Origin of the sequence: Arthrobacter sp. SLBN-122, from assembly GCF_006715165.1 — a bacterium.
Lineage (GTDB): Bacteria > Actinomycetota > Actinomycetes > Actinomycetales > Micrococcaceae > Arthrobacter.
In genome coordinates this window covers 1,232,432-1,248,269 of record NZ_VFMS01000001.1, presented here as the reverse complement: position 1 = coordinate 1,248,269, position 15,838 = coordinate 1,232,432, and the positions used below count along the sequence as shown (strand labels likewise).

The following is a 15,838-nucleotide window of genomic DNA, read 5'->3' as shown; positions in this document are numbered from 1 at the left end:
GACCCAGCATGCGAGCAACCATCATGCACGCTCCCGGAGACGTGCGCGTCGAGGACCGTGACAAGCCCGCCATCAAGCAGCCCACGGATGCGGTTATCAAAATCGTTGCCGCCTGTGTCTGCGGGTCCGACCTGTGGCCCTACCGCGGCGCCGACAAACTGCCCAAGCCCATGCCGATGGGCCACGAGTACGTGGGGGTGGTCGAAGAAGTCGGGGCTGAGGTGAAGAACGTCCGGCGGGGCCAGTTCGTCGTCGGGTCCTTCTTTGCCTCGGACAACACCTGCGAAATCTGCCGCTCCGGCTACCAAAGCGGCTGCATCCACCGGCAGGGCGTAGGCGGCGCGCAGGCTGAGTACCTGCGCGTCCCGCTCGCGGACGGCACCCTTGTGGCAACGCCGGAGATGCCCGACGCCGGCATGGTTCCGTCGCTGCTTGCCGCCTCCGACGTGCTGGGTACAGGATGGTTTGCCGCCAAGGCGTCCGAGGTGGGACCCGGCAAGACCGTGGCGGTAGTGGGCGACGGCGCCGTGGGACTTTTGGGGGTCCTGGCAGCAAAGCAAATGGGAGCCGAGCGGATCATCGCCATGTCCCGGCACGCCGACCGGCAGGCCCTGGCCCGTGAGTTTGGTGCCACCGACATCGTGGCGGAGCGCGGTGACGCAGGGGTGAAGAAGATCAAGGAACTCACCGCCGGGCTCGGAGCACACTCGGTCATCGAGGCTGTGGGTACCCAGGAATCGATGCTGCAGGCAATCCACGCCGCCCGTGCCGGCGGCCATGTCGGATTCGTGGGCGTGTCCCACGACGTAGCGCTGCCCGGCCGGGACCTTTTCTACTCCCACGTCCACCTGCACGGCGGTCCGGCTCCGGTCCGGCAGTACCTCCCCGAACTGATCGACCTGATCCTCCGGGGTGAGATCAACCCCGGCAAGGTGTTCGACCTCGAACTCCCGCTGGACCAGGCGGCAGAGGCGTACAAGGCCATGGACGAACGGCGTGCCATCAAGGTGCTCCTCCGCCCCTGACCAACAGTTCCACCGGCGTGGCCCTGGCTGCCGCCCAGGGTAGGACTCCCAAGACCAGGTACAACAGGGCCATGCTGGCCCCACTTTTTCCGGGGTTTGATCCGAACAACCCCGGTAGCATTTTAATAGTCCCCCAACAGATCACAGGAGAACCATGACTATCGTCAAGGCTTATGCATCCCCGTCCGCCACGGAGGACCTGGTGGCAACCACCATCGAGCGCCGCGAAGTGGGTCCCCATGACGTCATGATCGAGATCAAGTTCGCCGGCATCTGCCACTCGGACATCCACACGGTCCGCGGCGACTGGGGCCCGCAGCAATACCCGCTGGTACCCGGCCACGAGATCGCCGGCATCGTTACCGAGGTGGGAGCGGCCGTGACCAAGCACGCCGTTGGCGACCGCGTTGGTGTTGGCTGCATGGTCAATTCCTGCAAGGAGTGCGTCAACTGCCAGAAAGGCGAGGAACAGTACTGCCTCAAGGGCAATGTCGGCACGTACGGCGCCGTTGACCGCGATGGAACCATCACCCAGGGCGGCTACTCCACCCACGTCGTGGTAACCGAGGACTTCGTGGTGACCATTCCCGAGGGCATCGAGCTCGACGTCGCGGCGCCGCTGCTGTGCGCCGGCATCACCACCTACTCCCCGTTGCGCCACTGGGGCGCCGGGCCCGGCAAGAAGGTCGCCGTCGTCGGCCTCGGCGGCCTGGGCCACATGGCCGTCAAGCTCGCCCACGCCATGGGTGCCGACGTAACGGTCCTGTCCCAGTCGCTGAAGAAGCAGGAAGACGGCCTGAAGCTTGGTGCGGACCACTACTACGCCACCAGCGACGAGAGCACCTTCAGCGACCTCGCCGGCAGCTTCGACCTGATCATCAACACCGTGAGCGCCTCGATCGACATCAGCTCCTACCTGGGCCTGCTGAAGCTCGACGGCGCCCTGGTGAACGTCGGTGCCCCCGCCGAGCCGCTCCCCGTCAACGCCTTCGCTCTGATCGGCGGCCGCCGCTCGTTTGCCGGTTCCATGATCGGCGGCATCCGCGAGACCCAGGAAATGCTTAACTTCTGCGCCGAGCACGGCCTGGGCGCCGAGATCGAGGTCATCCCGGCAGAGAAGATCAACGAGGCCTACGAGCGCGTCCTCGCCTCGGACGTCCGGTACCGCTTCGTGATCGACACCGCCACCTTCTAAAGCACCACCCACGCGCGGCGGGCCGGCTCCGAAAGGGGCCGGCCCGCCGTCGTTCGTGGCAGGGGAGGTGCTGCCCCTACGGCGCGAGGCTTGTCAGGACGACCGCGGCAGGGCCTTCCTTGGCATGCCGGTAGTTGATGCCAGCCCACAGGTTCAGCCAGTCCGGCTCTCCTGCGGCTGCGGCCGCGGCGCGCAGGGGAGTGGTCAGGTGGTGGATCTCCGGGTACCCGTACGGCGCGTCCGCGTCATGGCGGCGCATGAATTCGTTGTAGAGGCCGCGGGCATTGCGGCCGGAGAAAGCCCGGGTGACGGCGGTGGTGGTGAAGCGTCCGGCCGGCGACAATGCGGCACGGTGCGCCGCCTTGGTTCCTGCTTCATCGGCCAGGAGGAAAGCCGTTCCGGCCTGGACCGCTGCGGCGCCGACGTCGAGCGCAGCCCGCGTATCCTCCCGCGTCCCAATGCCGCCTGCTGCAATGAGCGGCACCTCAAGATCGGCCAGCTCTTCGAGGATGCCATGCAGGGGCACTGTGGGCGGCGGAGCAACGGCGTTGAACGTTCCCCGGTGGCCGCCGGCTTCCGGGCCCTGGACGCACAGGGCATCGGCGCCTGCCGAAAGCGCCCGGAGTGCTTCCCCGCGGTCCGTCACCGTGGCGATCACATAGACACCGCGTTTGTGAAGCGCTTCGACAACCCCGGAACCGGGAACATCGAAGGTGAACGAAACAACCGCCGGTGCGAGCTCCAGCAGGACCTCGAGCTTCTTGTCCCAGTCGTCGTCGTCATGCCGCGGCTCTCCCAGGCTGACACCGAAGCGTTCGGTGTCGGCGGCCAGGGACGCCGCGTACTGCTGCAGGGGCGCAGGGCTGACGACCGACGGCTGGGGGACGAACAGGTTGACCCCGAAGGGCCGGTCCGTGAGCGACCGGATGGCTTCAATCTCGGAGCGCATGACGGCAGCGGTTTTGTAGCCTGCCGCCAGGAACCCCAGCCCGCCGGCGGCACTGACGGCCGCGGCGAGTTGCGGGGTGGAGGGTCCGCCGGCCATCGGCGCCTGGATGACCGGGACTGCCAGTGACCCAGGATTGAAGCGGCTGGCCTTGTGCTGGTTATCCATCTGTCCTCCCCGTCCTGCTGCGCGTACCTGACGAATGCTACGCCGTTCCAAGGACAGGAAAAGAGCGGACGACGCCGGGTGGTGTCCGGCGTGGTCCGCTCCCTTTGGTACTGGAGTGCTTAGAGAACCAGTGCCGGCTCTTCGCCGCGCAGGCTCAGCGTGAAGGTGTTGGGGCCGCTGCAGGTGACAGCGATCCGGCACGTGGTGGTGTTGTGGCGGGACGAAAGATCGGTGACGGCGGAATCCAGGGTCTCGTGGAGTGCGGCACGGTCCCAGATCTTCAGGGTCACGGATTCGGCAGTGTTAAACGTCATTGTTCAGTACTTTCCTGTATCAAGCCGGCGCTGTGTCCGGTCAATGGCCTGTCCGCGCTCGGAGGGTCGGTGGCCTGTGCTCACCGGTGGGCCTCGTTGCGTCACCAGGATGTCAAGGGCGGATGTTCCCCGCCCTGCCTATCCATAGTGCCCGTGCTTGAACAACCGACTCAACCAAAACACTGAATTATTGCGAGTGATTCTCATCACCTGTGAGCGGCGACACAGTCGTCTACTCACTGAAATGGGTGGGAATCTTCTCTTCACCGGAGATCGAGGTGATGACCGACGCCGCCACGTCCCTGAGTTTGATGTTGCGCGTACTGGAGGCCCGGGTGAGGATGTTGAAGGCTTCGTCCCGGGTGCATCTGTTTTCAGCCATGATGGCGCCGATGGCCATGTCGATGACGGTGCGCGACTGCATGGCTGCTGACATGTCTTCCCGTGCTTCGTTCAGCTGGGTGATCCGCAGGATCAGCCGGATGGAGCCGGCTGCCTGCCGGGCGAATGCCTCCGCTGTGCTGATGTCTTCGGCCGAGAAGCCGTTGCTGCAGCCGGAGTAGAGGTTGAGCACGGCCTCGGCATCCCCCGAAAGGTCCAGTGGAATGGCAAGGATCGACGAAACCCCGTGTTCCAGGGCGGCCCGGACGTAGGGCTCCCAGCGCTTTTCGGCGGCCAGATCGGGAACCAGGAGGGTGGTTCGTTTTCGGAGCGCCGTGAGGCAGGGGCCATCGCCGAATCCGTTCTGCAGTTCGTCAAGCACCCTGGCCGCGGCCTCGCTGGCCGCTACGGCCTGGGGCTTCCTGCGGCGGATGACGGTCACACCACTGTGGATGGTATTTCCCCGTACGGACAACCGTGAAGCTGCCCTGACGGCCAGTTCCGCGAGGAAGTCACGGACGTCGCGGCTCTCCAGGACCAATCGCTGGAAGGACTGTTCGGAGTCCGAATCGGCCAGGCCACCAGGTTCCTGCAGCGGTCCCGTGTTGTCCGTCATTCGGCATCATCCCATGTCAATTCGGTCATGGCCGTGTTCACGAGTCCCACCTGGGCCGCGGGGAGGTGCAGTGCTTCGTTGAGGTAGGCGTCGAGGGACAGCTCGTCCACGTCCCCGCCGATGCCGTAGTAATACGTCCACAAATTCAGGAGTGGAACGCCGGTGTCCTGGAAGCGGCGTGCTGCTCCATGCCGCTGCTCGTCGGCTTCGACCAACTGGTCCGGACCCCCGGTCCATTCGGCATTCATGCTTCCCCCTTACCCGGACCAGCGCTGAAGCTTCCCCTTGCCACGATTTCCTGCGCAATTTCCTGGATCCGGCGGTTGCCCGACTTGGCGGCGGCCTGGAGGAGCTCCAGTGCGCCATCCCGGCTGCCGCGCGCCTGGAGCATCACCAGCGCAACGGCCGCGTCCACCACCGCGCGGGATTTAAGGGCAGCGCGCAGGTCCTCGGGAAAGACTTCAGGGGCGTGGAGCCGCAGGGCGAGCCGAAGGATGCGGGACATCGACGCGGCCTGGTCCTCCACCAGCTTGACGGTGTCCGGGCCGAACGCATGGACGGTATGCGCGTAGCAGTTCAGGGCTGCCTGGGAAAGGGGATCCGTGTGGATGGGGACCGCCAGGGCCGAACGGACGCCCAGCTTTGCAACGGCATAGGTGTACGGGGCCCACCTCTGGTCAAGCTGCAGGTCCTCAATCAATACCGTGTGCTGCTCCCGGAGAGCCGTGAGGCAAGGACCGGTACCAAAGGCGTATTGCGTCTCATCCAGCCGGCGGCCCTCTTCACTGCTGTAGGCAAAGGTGGACAGCGCACCGTCGCGCTCCACCGTGACCGTGCATTCCACCGGAGCGCCGTCACCCCCAAGCTGCGATGCCGATATGGTCGCCAGGCCCAGGAGGAACTTTGAAAATTCCGGAGTGTTGAGCAGTAAGTCCTGGTACTCGTCCGCTGTGGTGACTGCATCGTTGTGGGCCATAGGGCCTCGATCCCTAGTTGCGCCAGTGACCGTTGCTGCTGGCTGTCGGCCTTCTGCTCTCGATGCGGAAGGCCCGGAATTCAATGTCCGGATGCTGCGTCCGGAAATCTCCTGTGTTCGACACTACGCCTGTGCAGGGGCTTCGGAACAGGGCCCCAAGTCCTTCTGGCGGGAAGCCGGAACCTAGGGGCCGGGTGATGCGGCACCTGGCTGGCTGCCGCCGTCGTCATTTCCTTCCGCCGCCCGCGGCTCGGATGTGAAGTCATTGGAGTACGGCGCCCGCGGCCGGGGCCGCTCGTCAATGAGTTCGTTCGCAGCCAGTGCCAGCAGGTCGCGCTGGACCGGCGGCAGCGAGAGAAGGCCCTGAAGGTAGGCCTCCACCTCGTACTCGCCTGCGTCCCCGGACATGCCAAAGTACTTCAACCACAGCTCAGGCACGGAAATGTCTGCTGCCCTGATGGCTGCGCGGAGCCGGCGTCTTTGCTCTGGTTCGTGTGGATCAAAACCCATCCGCGCTGCCTAAATCCCGGACGCCGGCGTCCCGGCCAGGATGGATTCGCTGACGTTGAGCAGGGTGGTGCGCTCCTGCCGCGCCTGGTTCATCAGCTGCTGCAGCGCCGCCTGGTGCGTTGTTCCCCGGCGTTCCATCAGGACACCGCAGGCGCGGTTGATGACATCCCTGCTGTGGAGCGACGTTCGCAGTGCCTCCGTCATCTTGTGCGGAGCCTCGGTCCCCTGGATATGCGACAGGAGGGTGGCCGCCGGTGCGGCGAACAGTTGAAGCAGCCGCACGCTCCCCGCGTCATAGGCGGATGGGGTGGCCGCGTACAGCTTGATGGCGCCGAGCGTTTCCTTGCCGGCTATCAATGGGGCGCTGACCACAGACCGGATGGGCAGGTCCCGCACGGAATCCCGCCACAGCGGCCAGCGCGAGTCGTCGTGGAGGTCCTGGACCAGGACGGGAGTCTCTGCTGCCCAGGCCGTCAGGCAGGGGCCTTCACCGTGCCGGTACTGGGCGGCGTCAGCCTGTTCCACCACCCTGTCCGTGTAGCCGCTGCTGGTACGGCGGCCCCTGGAATCCAGCAGGGAGACACCGGCGCCAATGGTGCCGGGGACTGAGTCCTTGGCCGCCTGGGCCAGGAGGCTCACCGCGGTGCCCACCTTTTCTTCCGTTAACAACAGTCCCTGGATGCGAGCGATAACGGTGCTGAGCTCGTCAAGGGGGAGATGCTGGGGCATTTCTCCAGCATATGCCAACCCTTAGACGCCTCCATGCGGCCGGCGCCTTGTGACAGTAAGATTGCTCCATGTCGACGTCAGCAGATAACGAGTCCGTGCGCCAGCTGCAGGAAATCCTGGTGGGCGCCGAGGGCATTGTGGATTTCCTGTCCGGGCTCTCGGAGATGGCTGCCGCCGCGGTCTCCGAAGCTGCGGACGATACGATCGAGTGCGCCGTCACCCTCAAGCTCCGTCGTCGGCCCACCACTGCAGCCGGCAGCAGTGCACGTGCCGTGGAACTTGACCACATCGAGCAGATGTTGGGCGATGGGCCTTGCGTCCGTGCCCTCCGGGAAATGACTCCCATCATGATCGATGATGTCGCAAGAGATCCGAGGTGGCCTGAATTCAACGAAAAGCTGGCAGAGCACAACGTGCGCAGCTCCCTTGGCGTGCCGCTGGAAATCACGGGTGATGCCAGGGCGGCCTTGAACTTTTTCGCAACCAAACCACATGTGTTCACAGCGGATGTCTACGACAAGGCAGTGGGTTTCGCTGGGGCGGTGCACAACACCATGCAACTCTCCGTGCGCATCAACACGATAGAGAACCGCGCCGAAGATCTTGAGGCCGCGCTCGAGAGCAGGACTGCAATCAATCTGGCCTGCGGCGTGATCATGGCGCAGAACCGGTGCTCGCAGGAGGAAGCCATGGAAATCCTCACCAAGGTCTCCAGCAACCGCAACCGCAAGCTCCGGGATGTTGCCAGGGAATTGATCGAGCAGCTGTCCGGCAGCAGCGTCCGCACCCACTTCGACTCATAGCCCGTACGTTTGCGCCAGCCTTGTTCCGGCCCGGTCAGGTCGCCGAGCGGACGACGACGGCGGTGGCGGCCCCTCCGGTTCGGTGGATGTCCCAGCAGTTCCCGCTGCCGATGACGTCGTAGTCCAGGTCTCCCGGCGCCGGCAGAACAACGGCTGTGTTTTCGTCTATGGCCACGGCCCTCTCCATCAGACCCGCCGCCACGGCGCCCACCGCCCGGCTCAGCGTCCCGGCCTGCGCCGCGTGGACATCCACAGAAAACGCGGCAAGCCCCAGGCCTTCCCGGATATCTACTGAGTCCAGGCCTTCCAGCACTCCTGGCCGCACACTTCCACCCCGCAGATCCTGTATCCGCCTATCAGCGCGCCCTGCGCTGCCACCATGGCGCCGGCGGAGAACCCCAGGTACGGCGTCCTGTCCACAACCTTTCTCCTGATGACTGCGGCCAGAGGATGAAGGGCGTCCCAGTAGGCCGGGGTCAAACCCCCGCCCACCACGATTGCATCCACTTCGTCCAAGGCGGCGGCCTCGGCAGGGTTTCCCGTAATAAGCGGCAGGGCGATTATTTCGCAATCGATCCTGGCCTGGAGGGGTCCGGCATAGATCGCCACGAGGTCGTTCGCGTTTCCTTCGCGAACGTGCCCTGCGACGGCAATGCGTGCCTGCCGGTCCCTGCCGGCATGCTCCCGGGCATCGAGTGCGAACCGGTCAAAGACTTCCGGGAATCCCAGCGGATCCGGGCCCGCGCCGGCGAGGAAAATGCTCATGGGGTTCAAGATACCGGCACCGGCAGGGCGGCGGCGGGGGCGCCGGATGGATGCGACCAGAACCCATTGACGCACGTCTACCTGAGGGCTAATCTACAACCAAATGGTTGTAGATAAGCTGAGTGAGACCGAACTGGACCGCCTTTTCCAGGCGTTCGCCGATTCCACCCGCCGCGACATCGTCCGCCGGGCCACTGTCGGCGAGTACTCCGTCTCGGGCCTGGCAGCCCTCTACGCCATGAGCTTCGCGGCCGTCCAGAAGCATGTGGCGGTGTTGGAGCGCGCATCCTTGGTCACCAAGGAAAAACGCGGAAGGGAGCAAATCGTGCGGGGCAATCACGAAGGACTCGAAAAAGCCCGGCGGCTGCTCGATGAATATGAACAGATCTGGCGGCAGCGCGCCGCCAGGATGGAAGAGATTCTCGCTGAAGGTTAGGAAGGCTTTGCCATGACAGTCATCAGTACGGATAAGAACCCCGAGGCCCTGAGCCTCACCCTGGTTGCCGAGTTCGATGCCGGCGTGGAACGCGTCTGGCAGCTCTTCGAGGACCCGCGGCAGCTGGAGCGCTGGTGGGGTCCACCCACCTACCCGGCCACCTTCTACAGGCATGACTTCGTTCCGGGCGGCAAGGCCAGCTACTACATGACAGGTCCTGAAGGGGACAAGGCGCACGGCTGGTGGGAGTTCACCAGTATCGAGGCGCCGCGCCAGCTCGAGTTCAACGACGGCTTTGCGGACAATGACGGCAATCCCACCGGGGAATTGGGTATCAGCCACGCCACAGTCACCCTTGAGCCCGCGGGGGAGCGGACCAGAATGACCATCCTGTCCACGTTTGAGTCCGAGGAACAGCTGGAGCAGGTGATGCAGATGGGCATGGAAGAGGGCCTCAAGGAGGCCGTGGGCCAGATCGATGGCATCCTCGCCGAGCACGCCAACGCCTGATTGCCGTCACCAACCTCCGCCACGGCGCCAGGTGGGCGGACGACGGCGGGACGTCCCGCCGTCGTCCGCCCACCTTTGGGCGTTGATAGAGCAAGCCCGCCGCTGAAATACTGGAAGCCAGTCAGCCCGAGGGAAGGCGGTGGCAGCGATGAGCGGCGGGGCAGGGGATTTCCGGAAGCGCCTGGAGAGGGCGGCGGAGCTCCGTTCATACCGCGGCGCGGGCATCAGCGCCGAAGAGGAAGCCGCGCTGGATGCCCTCGACGCCCAGGAGCGGGAGAAGCGCAGGAAAGTCAGCGACGCCGCCCGCGCCGAATACCTGGTCCGGGACGCCATGGCGCACGGCAAGTTCGACAACCTCAAGTACGCGGGCAAGCCGATCCCCGGCCTGGGCGAATCCTACGATCCCGACTGGTGGGTCAAGGGGCTGATCCAGCGCGAGAACATCAGCGGCCTGGGCCCGGCTGCCATCCTGCTCCGCACCGAGGATGCTGAACTCGATGCCAAGCTGGACGTCCAATACACGGAGCAGCAGGTCCGGGATCTCCTGCAGGATTTCAACCGGCGGGTGATCGATGCCCGCCGCCAGCTGCAGGGCGGGCCGCCGGTGATCACCAAGACCCGTGACGTGGAGGAAGAAGTGGAGCGCTGGCGCGGCCGGCGGGCAGCGCGGGTTGTGGAACTTCCTGCCGAGCCGGAGCAGGGGCGTTCCTGGTGGAAGCGGCTGTGGAAGGGGACAGGCTAGGACAAGGGGTTCCACCCACGGCAGGTAACCGGCCCTAGGGTTTGTAATTGGGGTTGGGGCCGATCATGGACGCGGGAGGCGGCGCGAACGGCGCAGCGGGATAAAGCGGTGCCACCTTGAGCATGTAGTTGGCCCACTGCGGCCCGGCGATCATGAACCCATCAAGGCGCGGGTAAAAGGTGCCGTTGATGGTCACGTTCTGTCCTGCCCGCTTTTGGCCTTCCAGGGCGTCGCCGAAGAAGGACGCGGTGACCAGCCCGGTGGTGTACCCCACCACCCAGGTGGAACCGTTGTTGTTCGAGGTGCCGGTCTTGGCCGCAGTGGGAACCTTGTCATGCACTTTGGGGTTGATCCAGACGCCGGAGCCCTTCTTCAGGACATCCTGCAGCACCGAGTTGACGCCGCGGGCCACGTCCGGTTTGACGGCGTCGTGGCAGTCCGATGCCTGGGCAGGCAGTTTCGCTCCGGCCGCATCCGTGATCTCAGCCACTGCGATGGGTGCGCAGTAGCGGCCGTCCGTGGCGAAAGTGGCAAACGCGTTCGCAAGGGTGAGGGGGGCAACGCCGGTGCCACCCAGCAGGTTGCCCAGCTGGTGCATGTTGACAGGGCTGCTGTCGAGGCCACTGTGCAGGCCCACGGCATCCACCATCTTCTGGATGCCGCAGAAGTCCAGCTGGGATGCCGAAGCGAAGGTGGCGGTGTTGATCGAGTTGTAGAGGCCGTAGTTGACTGGCATGCGCCGGTAGAAGCCCTCTTCCGCGTTCTGCAGGTCATCGGCAGCACCAAGGGCAGGGTTTGCCTGCGCAGTGCTGTAGGCTCCCAGCACCTTGCCGCAGCTGTCCTTCCACGGGAAGCCCAGGGGGTAGACCCGCTTCGATGCGTCCACTTCGGCGGTAATCGGCTTGCCCTCGTTCAACCATTCCGCGAAAGTGAAGGGCTTCATGGTGGACCCCGGCTGGAATCCGCCGGCGCCGTTCAGGTCATTGCCCTGCGCGTCCTTGGCATCCACGTTGAAGTTCAGGTTGGTGTCGAACTTGCCGGGTTGCGGAAGGAATGTGGTGTTTTGGGCCATCGCCAGGATCTTGCCGCTGCCGGGCTGAACGGTAACCAGCGAAGCTGCCCACCGGTCCGGATTTGCGCCTGCAGTCCCGTCCACCTGGGCCTGCGCGGCCGCCTGGAGCCTGCTGTCCAAGGTGGTGATGATGGTGAGGCCGCCCCGGTACAGCCTCCGCTCACGTTCAGGCTCCGTCGGACCGTAGGCGGGGTTGTTCAGGATCAGGTGTGAGATGTAGTCGCAGAAGTACGGCGCCATGGCCGCATTGGCGCAACCCTGCTGCTGCGGAGTGATCTTCAATTCGATGGGAGCGGCCACGGCCTCATCGTGCTGGGCCTGCGTGATCTTTTTCAGGCGCAGCATCTCGGACAGGACCTGGTTGCGGCGCACCGTGGACTTGTCCGGATTGGTGGCGGGGTTGTACAGCGTGGGGCTGTTGACCAGCCCGGCCAGCAGGGCTGCCTGGGGAAGCGTCAGGTCTTTCGCTGTGGTGCTGAAGAAGTAGCGCGCCGCGGCTTCAATTCCGTAGGCATTGCTGCTGAAGAATACGATGTTGAGGTAACCCTCGAGGATCTGGTTCTTGGTGTACTTCTTCTCCAAGGTGACGGCGAGTTTCATCTCCCGCAGTTTGTCGCCGAGGGTCTTCTGCCCGTTCAGGACCACCTCGTCCGGCCTGTCCTGCGAAAGTTGCGCCTCGTTCAGGACATTGGTGACGTACTGCTGGGTGATGGTCGATGCGCCCTGCTCGCCGCCCTTGGTCAGGTTGGACACCAGTGCCCGCAGGATCCCCTGCGGATCCACACCTGCGTGTTCGTAAAACCTGCTGTCCTCGATGGCGATAATGCCGTCCTTGATGAAGGGTGACATCTGGTCCAGCGGCACGCGCACGCGGTTTTCCGCATAGAACGTTGCGATTGGCTGCCCGTCGGACGTCAGGACTTTCGTAGCCTGCGACGGCGGCTGCACCGCCAGCTCCTCCGGCAGGCGTTCGAAGTAGCCAATGGACGAACTGACACCCATCCCTGCGGCTGCCACCGCCGGGACCACCAGGCTGGCCACCAGCACGCCGCACATGACACTCGCTGCAAGGAACCCCAGGATCCGTCCCAGAGCAACGCCAAAGCCACGCCTGCGCTTCCGCCTCTTCACCATTCCTCAGCCCTCGTCCTTGAAGGTGGGAACAGAATACGCTCCGGCCAAGGGGTGAAACAGGGGGGGGGAAGGTCAGGATTTGGTCACGCAAAACCATTGACCAGCGATAGTTACCGACATATCGTTAACTATCGCTGAATAAGCAGCGACGACTTCAGGAATGAAAGGACCATGCCACCATGAAAGGCATATTCGACGACAGGAATCCGGGCCCCGAGTTTGGCAAGGGGCGTTTCGAGCGGGGGAGGGGCCACCGGGGACCCCACGGGCACCGGGGTCCCGGTTTCGGACCTGGATTTGGGCCCGGTTTTGGCCCGGGTTTCGGACCCGGCTTCGGACCCGGCTTCGGTCCGGGTTTCGGACGGGGCGGCCGGCGCGCCAGCCGGGGTGACGTCCGCGCAGCCATCCTCTCGCTGCTGGCGGAGGCGCCCTCCAATGGTTACGGACTGATCAAGACCATCGCCGCGAAGACCGGCGGAATGTGGCGGCCAAGCCCGGGATCCATTTACCCCACGCTGCAGCAGTTGGTGGACGAGGGCCTGATCGAGGCGCTGAGCGAAGGGCGCGGCACAGAGTTTGCCCTTACCGACGCAGGCAGGGCCTACGTGGCGGAGCACGCCGAGGAGATGGAGAACGCCTGGAACGCCGAACCGGACAGTGCTGACAGGGACTTCCACCAAAGCATCGGCAAGCTCCTGGGCGCCATCCACCAGTTCCGCACGGGCGTGACGCAGGAACAGCGTGCTGCTGCCGTCGAGAAGATGGACGAAACCCGCCGCGCGCTGTACAAGATCCTCGCGGACTAGGACCTACGCGAAGGAGTCTTCCTTGGCGTGCCGTTCTGCGGGAGCCGCAGTGGTGGGGATGTGGACCGCAGCCTGGCGCAGGGGATTAAAGCCTGCTCCGATCTCGCCGAACGCGTAGGCGGTCTCGGCGTGCTCGGACAGGTCCACGCCGGCGGTCTCGGCCTCGTGGCTGACGCGGAAGCCCACAGTGTTGTTGATGATCCGGGCAATGACTGCCGTGCCAATGCCGGACAAGAGCAGGGTAATGACGACGGCGGCTGTCTGGGCAATGAGCTGCTGGACACCGCCGCCGTAGAAGAGGCCGCCGCCCTGGCCATCCACAGGCAGGGCGATGAAGCCCAGGGACAGGGTGCCGATGAGGCCGGCACCCAGGTGGACACCCACCACGTCCAGGGAGTCGTCAAGGCCGAAGCGGTACTTGAGGTCCACGAAAACACAGCACGCCGCTCCGGCCACCAGGCCCAGGCCGATTGCTGCCACTGGGCTGATGTTGGCGCAGGAAGGGGTGATGGCCACCAGGCCGGCGACAACGCCTGAGGCGGCGCCCAGCGAGGTGGGATGCCCGTGGCGGACCTTTTCGGTAATGAGCCAGGTGAGCATGGCTGCGGCAGGGGCCACCAGGGTGTTGATCCAGATGAGGCCGGCCTGTTCAACGCTGGTTGCGGCGCCGCCGTTGAAGCCAAACCAGCCGAACCACAGGATGGCCGCGCCCAGCATGATGAAGGGCAGGTTGTGGGGGCGGTGGTTGGGGTCCTTGGCGAAGCCATGGCGCTGGCCCACGATGACCGCCAGCACCAGCGCGGCAGTTCCTGAACTGATCTCCACTACAGCGCCGCCGGCGAAGTCGATCACCTGGCCGAAGATTGCAGTCACGGCTCCGCCGGCACTCATCAGGCCGCCACCCCAGACCATGTAGGCGAGGGGGCAGTAGATCAGCGTGATCCATACGGGCACGAACAGAGCCCAGGCGCTGAACTTGGCGCGGTCTGCGATGGCCCCGCTGATGAGGGCCACGGTGATGATGGCGAACGTGGCGCTGTAACCGGCCTTGATGAGGTCCGGCGAACCCATCAGGTTCTGCAGGCCGAAGCTGGTGAAGGGATTTCCAAAGAGCCCCAGGAAGCCGTCGCCCGTGGTCATCGAGTAACCCCAGAGAACCCAGACAACGCCCACGATTCCTGCCGAGATGAAACTCATCATGATCATGTTCAGCGCGGCCTTGGCGCGCGTCATGCCGCCGTAGAACAGGCCAAGCCCGGGGGTCATCAGCAGAACCATGGCGGCCGAAATCATCAGCCAGACGTGTTGGGCAGTGATTTCCACCGGTGGGTCCCTTCGCAACGTGATCGTGGTCCAGGGGCCCGTTTGGCCCCGGGGCATTTCCCCCGGGTTCCATTTTTGGCGCCCCGTGTTTCAACCAATGCCGCTTAAAGTTGCGGCCACGTTACACAAACTGCTCCCGCGTGAAGTTCACGTATCCGCCATGTTTCCGGCATGTAAACGGCGGCTCTGGCTGAAGACTCCCGCGGCGGGAATTTCCGCGGCGATTCCCGCCACTACAGGCCACCCGGCCCGCCCAAGGTGGGAAACGCCGTCGTACCCTGTTTTGCCTTCTGTTTCAGAGCGGTGAACGGCGCCTCACGGGGTTAGAACCTGCGGGCGTTGGCCAACACCGGCAGCGTGGCCCGCACGTCATCCACGGTTGCGGGATCAATATCGACGACGGCGAGTTCGGGCTTGCCGCCGAGTGCCACCACCGGTTTGCCCAAGGGGGTGACAATAGCGCTGTGTCCCACTCCGGTGGGAGCCGCACCCGCGGGACCTGCGCCAGTGGTTTCGGGATCACCCTGGCCACAGGCAACCACAAATGTGGTGCTGTCCAGCGCCCGGGCGCGCACCAGCAGGTCCCACTGCTCGGTCTTGCCCTCACCGGCGCCCCAGGAAGCACACACGATGTTCACCTGGGCGCCGGCGTTGGCGTTTGCCGTGAACAGGCCCGGGAAGCGCACGTCGTAGCAGGTGGCCAGGCCGAATAAGGTCCCGTCCAGCTCAAACGTCACCGGCGCTTCCCCTGCATCAACCGTCCGGGACTCGGTAAAGCCGAAGGCGTCAAAAAGATGCACCTTGTCGTAGGACGCTTCCACCCCGGGGCCGGTGACCAGCAGCGTATTGCGGACGCGGCCGTCCTTCCCGGGAGTGAACATGCCGGCCACGATCGCGATGTCCAGGTCCTTGGCGATCCTGCGGACCTCGCTGGCCCAGGGGCCGTCCAGCGGCTCGGCAATGTCTTTGAGCGAGTGGCCAAAGGCGCGCATCGTCGCCTCGGGAAACACCACTAACCGGGCGCCGGCATTGCTGGCCTGGGCGGCGTAGTCCCACACTAGTTCAAGGTTGGCGGCGGTGTCGGCGCCGCTGATGATCTGCGCTACTGCAATCCGCATTACTGCCGGTAGCCCTCAACTTCGCTGATGGGGCGGGGCTCGGCGTCGTTCGGGTTTTCGCCCGATTCCTTCTTGGCCCGGCGCTGGCGCAGCAGGTCCCAGCACTGGTCCAGGCTTTCCTCCACGTACTTCAGGCGCGCCTGGTCCGGCGCCTGCCCGTCCCCGGAACCCTCGCGCAGCGAGTGCTCCTCCTCCACCAGGGCCTGGATGTGCGTCAAAATGTCCTGATCGTTCATGGTTTCCCCTTACGTCGGTCCGGTCTCCTTCAG

At 64.8% G+C, this 15,838-nt stretch carries 20 protein-coding genes; 7 read left to right on the top strand and 13 right to left on the bottom strand.

Translation table 11 applies throughout. From position 1 onward, the window contains the following. Positions 1–8 precede the first annotated feature (8 nt). Both FBY36_RS05900 and FBY36_RS05895 read left to right on the top strand, forming a co-directional pair. On the top strand, positions 9–1,025 hold the full coding sequence (locus FBY36_RS05900; protein ID WP_142117747.1) for a zinc-dependent alcohol dehydrogenase family protein: 1,017 nt from the start codon (positions 9–11) through the stop codon (positions 1,023–1,025). A 154-nt stretch (positions 1,026–1,179) separates the two neighbouring features. Continuing rightward, complete coding sequence (locus FBY36_RS05895) at positions 1,180–2,220, top strand: NAD(P)-dependent alcohol dehydrogenase (protein WP_142117746.1); 1,041 nt, start codon at positions 1,180–1,182, stop codon at positions 2,218–2,220. 76 nt (positions 2,221–2,296) lie between these two features. Here FBY36_RS05895 and FBY36_RS05890 read toward each other — a convergent pair whose 3' ends face one another. The 7 genes from FBY36_RS05890 to FBY36_RS05860 form a co-directional block, all read right to left on the bottom strand. Further along, positions 2,297–3,334, bottom strand: a complete 1,038-nt coding sequence (locus FBY36_RS05890) for a nitronate monooxygenase (RefSeq protein ID WP_142117745.1) — start codon at positions 3,332–3,334, stop codon at positions 2,297–2,299. A 119-nt stretch (positions 3,335–3,453) separates the two neighbouring features. Continuing rightward, positions 3,454–3,648, bottom strand: a complete 195-nt coding sequence (locus FBY36_RS05885) for a hypothetical protein (RefSeq protein WP_142117744.1) — start codon at positions 3,646–3,648, stop codon at positions 3,454–3,456. A gap of 232 nt (positions 3,649–3,880) precedes the next feature. After that, complete coding sequence (locus FBY36_RS05880; RefSeq protein WP_142117743.1) at positions 3,881–4,645, bottom strand: GAF and ANTAR domain-containing protein; 765 nt, start codon at positions 4,643–4,645, stop codon at positions 3,881–3,883. Beyond that, positions 4,642–4,893 carry a hypothetical protein gene (locus tag FBY36_RS05875; protein WP_142117742.1) on the bottom strand — a complete coding sequence of 84 codons (252 nt, stop codon included), beginning with the start codon at positions 4,891–4,893 and terminating at the stop codon, positions 4,642–4,644. Before FBY36_RS05875 ends, FBY36_RS05880 begins: the two co-directional genes overlap by 4 nt. Then, on the bottom strand, positions 4,890–5,621 hold the full coding sequence (locus FBY36_RS05870; protein ID WP_142117741.1) for a GAF and ANTAR domain-containing protein: 732 nt from the start codon (positions 5,619–5,621) through the stop codon (positions 4,890–4,892). Before FBY36_RS05870 ends, FBY36_RS05875 begins: the two co-directional genes overlap by 4 nt. A gap of 183 nt (positions 5,622–5,804) precedes the next feature. Then, positions 5,805–6,131 carry a hypothetical protein gene (locus FBY36_RS05865; protein WP_142117740.1) on the bottom strand — a complete coding sequence of 109 codons (327 nt, stop codon included), beginning with the start codon at positions 6,129–6,131 and terminating at the stop codon, positions 5,805–5,807. Between the two features lie 9 nt (positions 6,132–6,140). Next, positions 6,141–6,860 (bottom strand): GAF and ANTAR domain-containing protein, encoded by a 720-nt coding sequence (locus FBY36_RS05860; protein ID WP_142029098.1) that lies wholly within the window; start codon positions 6,858–6,860, stop codon positions 6,141–6,143. Between the two features lie 68 nt (positions 6,861–6,928). On the opposite strand from FBY36_RS05860, the gene FBY36_RS05855 reads away from it, so the two are divergent. Beyond that, on the top strand, positions 6,929–7,663 hold the full coding sequence (locus FBY36_RS05855; RefSeq protein ID WP_142117739.1) for a GAF and ANTAR domain-containing protein: 735 nt from the start codon (positions 6,929–6,931) through the stop codon (positions 7,661–7,663). A 34-nt stretch (positions 7,664–7,697) separates the two neighbouring features. Here the strand turns inward: FBY36_RS05855 and FBY36_RS20785 are convergent, their stop codons facing one another. Further along, a complete protein-coding gene (locus tag FBY36_RS20785) occupies positions 7,698–7,976 on the bottom strand; it encodes a hypothetical protein (RefSeq protein ID WP_235008731.1) in 279 nt (92 codons plus the stop codon). Next, complete coding sequence (locus FBY36_RS05850) at positions 7,952–8,428, bottom strand: Type 1 glutamine amidotransferase-like domain-containing protein (RefSeq protein WP_235008730.1); 477 nt, start codon at positions 8,426–8,428, stop codon at positions 7,952–7,954. Before FBY36_RS05850 ends, FBY36_RS20785 begins: the two co-directional genes overlap by 25 nt. A 103-nt stretch (positions 8,429–8,531) precedes the next feature. Between FBY36_RS05850 and FBY36_RS05845 the strand changes: the two genes are divergently transcribed. The 3 genes from FBY36_RS05845 to FBY36_RS05835 all read left to right on the top strand — a co-directional run bounded on the left by FBY36_RS05845 (position 8,532) and on the right by FBY36_RS05835 (position 10,116). Beyond that, on the top strand, positions 8,532–8,864 hold the full coding sequence (locus FBY36_RS05845; protein WP_142117738.1) for an ArsR/SmtB family transcription factor: 333 nt from the start codon (positions 8,532–8,534) through the stop codon (positions 8,862–8,864). A 12-nt stretch (positions 8,865–8,876) separates the two neighbouring features. Then, entirely contained in the window at positions 8,877–9,374 is a 498-nt protein-coding gene (locus FBY36_RS05840; protein ID WP_142117737.1) for an SRPBCC family protein, read from the top strand. A gap of 148 nt (positions 9,375–9,522) precedes the next feature. Then, positions 9,523–10,116, top strand: a complete 594-nt coding sequence (locus FBY36_RS05835; protein ID WP_142122509.1) for a J-domain-containing protein — start codon at positions 9,523–9,525, stop codon at positions 10,114–10,116. A gap of 34 nt (positions 10,117–10,150) precedes the next feature. Here FBY36_RS05835 and FBY36_RS05830 read toward each other — a convergent pair whose 3' ends face one another. Next, a complete protein-coding gene (locus tag FBY36_RS05830; protein WP_142117736.1) occupies positions 10,151–12,322 on the bottom strand; it encodes a transglycosylase domain-containing protein in 2,172 nt (723 codons plus the stop codon). Positions 12,323–12,501: 179 nt separating this feature from the next. On the opposite strand from FBY36_RS05830, the gene FBY36_RS05825 reads away from it, so the two are divergent. After that, complete coding sequence (locus FBY36_RS05825) at positions 12,502–13,128, top strand: PadR family transcriptional regulator (RefSeq protein WP_142117735.1); 627 nt, start codon at positions 12,502–12,504, stop codon at positions 13,126–13,128. Between the two features lie 3 nt (positions 13,129–13,131). Here FBY36_RS05825 and FBY36_RS05820 read toward each other — a convergent pair whose 3' ends face one another. From FBY36_RS05820 to FBY36_RS05810, 3 genes are all read right to left on the bottom strand, one after another. Next, complete coding sequence (locus tag FBY36_RS05820; protein WP_142117734.1) at positions 13,132–14,451, bottom strand: ammonium transporter; 1,320 nt, start codon at positions 14,449–14,451, stop codon at positions 13,132–13,134. 323 nt (positions 14,452–14,774) lie between these two features. Continuing rightward, a complete protein-coding gene (locus tag FBY36_RS05815) occupies positions 14,775–15,569 on the bottom strand; it encodes a carbon-nitrogen hydrolase family protein (RefSeq protein ID WP_142117733.1) in 795 nt (264 codons plus the stop codon). Then, positions 15,569–15,805 carry a DUF2630 family protein gene (locus tag FBY36_RS05810; RefSeq protein WP_142029088.1) on the bottom strand — a complete coding sequence of 79 codons (237 nt, stop codon included), beginning with the start codon at positions 15,803–15,805 and terminating at the stop codon, positions 15,569–15,571. The genes FBY36_RS05815 and FBY36_RS05810 overlap by 1 nt, the downstream gene beginning before the upstream one ends. Positions 15,806–15,838 lie beyond the last annotated feature (33 nt).

What these genes read in the sequence shown, in the direction of transcription:
- FBY36_RS05895 (WP_142117746.1), top strand. Translation starts at nt 1,180, where the DNA reads ATGACTATCGTCAAGGCTTATGCATCCCCGTCCGCCACGGAGGACCTG.
- FBY36_RS05870 (WP_142117741.1), bottom strand. Translation starts at nt 5,621, where the DNA reads ATGGCCCACAACGATGCAGTCACCACAGCGGACGAGTACCAGGACTTA.
- FBY36_RS05825 (WP_142117735.1), top strand. Translation starts at nt 12,502, where the DNA reads ATGAAAGGCATATTCGACGACAGGAATCCGGGCCCCGAGTTTGGCAAG.
- FBY36_RS05850 (WP_235008730.1), bottom strand. Translation starts at nt 8,428, where the DNA reads ATGAGCATTTTCCTCGCCGGCGCGGGCCCGGATCCGCTGGGATTCCCG.
- FBY36_RS05865 (WP_142117740.1), bottom strand. Translation starts at nt 6,131, where the DNA reads ATGGGTTTTGATCCACACGAACCAGAGCAAAGACGCCGGCTCCGCGCA.
- FBY36_RS05855 (WP_142117739.1), top strand. Translation starts at nt 6,929, where the DNA reads ATGTCGACGTCAGCAGATAACGAGTCCGTGCGCCAGCTGCAGGAAATC.
- FBY36_RS05815 (WP_142117733.1), bottom strand. Translation starts at nt 15,569, where the DNA reads ATGCGGATTGCAGTAGCGCAGATCATCAGCGGCGCCGACACCGCCGCC.
- FBY36_RS05835 (WP_142122509.1), top strand. Translation starts at nt 9,523, where the DNA reads ATGAGCGGCGGGGCAGGGGATTTCCGGAAGCGCCTGGAGAGGGCGGCG.
- FBY36_RS05880 (WP_142117743.1), bottom strand. Translation starts at nt 4,645, where the DNA reads ATGACGGACAACACGGGACCGCTGCAGGAACCTGGTGGCCTGGCCGAT.
- FBY36_RS05840 (WP_142117737.1), top strand. Translation starts at nt 8,877, where the DNA reads ATGACAGTCATCAGTACGGATAAGAACCCCGAGGCCCTGAGCCTCACC.
- FBY36_RS05810 (WP_142029088.1), bottom strand. Translation starts at nt 15,805, where the DNA reads ATGAACGATCAGGACATTTTGACGCACATCCAGGCCCTGGTGGAGGAG.
- FBY36_RS05860 (WP_142029098.1), bottom strand. Translation starts at nt 6,860, where the DNA reads ATGCCCCAGCATCTCCCCCTTGACGAGCTCAGCACCGTTATCGCTCGC.
- FBY36_RS05845 (WP_142117738.1), top strand. Translation starts at nt 8,532, where the DNA reads ATGGTTGTAGATAAGCTGAGTGAGACCGAACTGGACCGCCTTTTCCAG.
- FBY36_RS05875 (WP_142117742.1), bottom strand. Translation starts at nt 4,893, where the DNA reads ATGAATGCCGAATGGACCGGGGGTCCGGACCAGTTGGTCGAAGCCGAC.
- FBY36_RS05830 (WP_142117736.1), bottom strand. Translation starts at nt 12,322, where the DNA reads ATGGTGAAGAGGCGGAAGCGCAGGCGTGGCTTTGGCGTTGCTCTGGGA.
- FBY36_RS05890 (WP_142117745.1), bottom strand. Translation starts at nt 3,334, where the DNA reads ATGGATAACCAGCACAAGGCCAGCCGCTTCAATCCTGGGTCACTGGCA.
- FBY36_RS05885 (WP_142117744.1), bottom strand. Translation starts at nt 3,648, where the DNA reads ATGACGTTTAACACTGCCGAATCCGTGACCCTGAAGATCTGGGACCGT.
- FBY36_RS05900 (WP_142117747.1), top strand. Translation starts at nt 9, where the DNA reads ATGCGAGCAACCATCATGCACGCTCCCGGAGACGTGCGCGTCGAGGAC.